A 1,795-nucleotide genomic window follows, 5' to 3' on the forward strand; every position below is an offset into this window, starting at 1 on the left:
GAAGGGCGCGTGGGCACGGCCGAGGGACCGCGCCCCGCCGCGGTGGACGGACGGGGCCGGGAGCCGGAGGGGGCCTGCACCTTGGCGGTGCTGTTGGCGGTGTCCTCGTAGCGCAGCTCCGAGTCGCCCAGCGTGATGACGTCCCCGTTGGCGAGGAGCGTCTCCTCGGAGATGGGATCGCCGTTGACGATGGTGCCGTTGCCGGAGCCCATGTCGCTGACCATCCAGCCGGCGGACTCCTTGCGCAGCGTCACGTGCTTGCGGGAGACCGACGTGTCCTGGATGCAGATGGGGTTGTCCGTGGCGCGGCCGACCGTGTACTCGAGGTCGGCGAGCGCGAACTCCTCACCCTCCATGGGGCCGGCGATGACGACGAGCTTCGCGGGACGGGCCGCGGCGGCACCGGCGGTGGACCGGCGGACCGGCGCGCGCTGTCCTGTCCCTGAAGAGGGCGTACCGGATGTAGGCCGTCGGCGGGCGGGGGGTGGTGCGTTCGACATGGCGGTCACCGCGTCCTGCTGAGGGGGGCACGGGCCCTAAAGCTCGTGCTCATAGGCTTTTTCCAGCGCCAGATTGTGGCAGCGATGCTCGGCGGTAGGGAAGCGTCTCCGCACGTCTTCGAGGGTCGCGACCGCATCCCGTCGGCTGCGGAACTGAACCGCCCGTTGGAATTGCATCATCAGCTGCCCGCAGCGGTGGTCCAGCTCCGTTGAAATCCGGGCGATCCGCTCCCGGACGTCGTCGTACAGCTCCGGCTTTTCGTCGAGCGCTTCCAGGGTGATCCACGCGGCGCGGTACTCCCGCCACGCCTTGAACAGGTTCTCCGCGCCCACGTCCTTGAGCTCGTAGAAGCGGGCCCCGGCCTTGGCGGACTCCCGGGCGGAAGCGATCAGCTGCTCCGGCGGCAGCTCGGGCACCGGGATGACCTCCAGGCGCAGGTTCCAGATGCGCCAGGGGTCGCGGCCGGGCGGGTTGAGGGCGTTGTCGAAGAGCAGCTGGTTGTTGGCGTTGCGGCGCAGGAGGCTGGGGGGCAGGACCTGCTCCAGCTCGCGCTCGGCCGTCTGCGCCGTGTCCGGGGGCACCCACCCCAGGGACACGCCGTTGAGGGACAGGTTGACCTCGTCCCGGGCGATGCTGCTGGCCTGGTAGTGCAGCACCGCCACCGCGCGCGTGGGGGACACGAAGCGGAAGTCGAAGCGCTTGTCGTCGGCGTGCACCCAGCGCACGTCCTCCCCCAGGCCAAAGGAGTCCGTCACCGGCTCCATGCCCAGCTTGAAGGGTTCGCGGCCGGGGAGCCGGATCGCCGAGGGCACCACGAGCGCCACGAGCAGCGTCACCAGCGCCAGCGCGCCCAGCCCCGCCAGCGACGCGAAGCCGATGCGCCGGGGCAGCGACTGGCGCTGCCAGAAGAGGAGCAACTGGCCCTTGAGCGTCTTGCCCAGCTGACGCCGCTTGCGGGCCTTGTCGGCGGCGGACGACGGTTCGACCTTCGCGACGACCGTCACCGGACCCCTGGGCACGGGCTCGATCGCGGAGGCTTCCAGGCCGGGAGGGAGGGGCTGGGTGGCGTTGCCCTCCGCTTCCGGGACGAGTTCGGGGGCCACCAGCCGCGCCTCGCCGGGCATCGGTCCGGCGTCCAGCTTCGGCGCAGACGCGGACCGGTTCCGGCCCACGAGCGTCACCGGCTCCGGCTCCGGCTCCGGCGAAGGCGGCGGGACGGGGGGACTCCAAACCGGCGGAGGCGCCAGGGCGGGAGCCGCGGGAGCGTTCTGGCCCGCGAAGGTGGGCGGAGGCC

2 protein-coding genes are annotated in these 1,795 nt (G+C 71.9%); both read right to left on the reverse strand.

Features of this window, described 5'->3' with window-relative positions; all coding sequences use genetic code 11:
• A partial coding sequence (locus ACLEQD_RS42685) for an FHA domain-containing protein (protein ID WP_410391693.1) occupies positions 1-500 on the reverse strand: 500 nt, incomplete at its 3' end.
• A gap of 36 nt (positions 501-536) precedes the next feature.
• A partial coding sequence (locus ACLEQD_RS42690; protein WP_410391694.1) for an FHA domain-containing protein occupies positions 537-1,795 on the reverse strand: 1,259 nt, incomplete at its 5' end.

Origin of the sequence: Corallococcus sp. 4LFB, from assembly GCF_046520365.1 — a bacterium.
Classification (GTDB): Bacteria; Myxococcota; Myxococcia; order Myxococcales; family Myxococcaceae; genus Corallococcus; species Corallococcus caeni.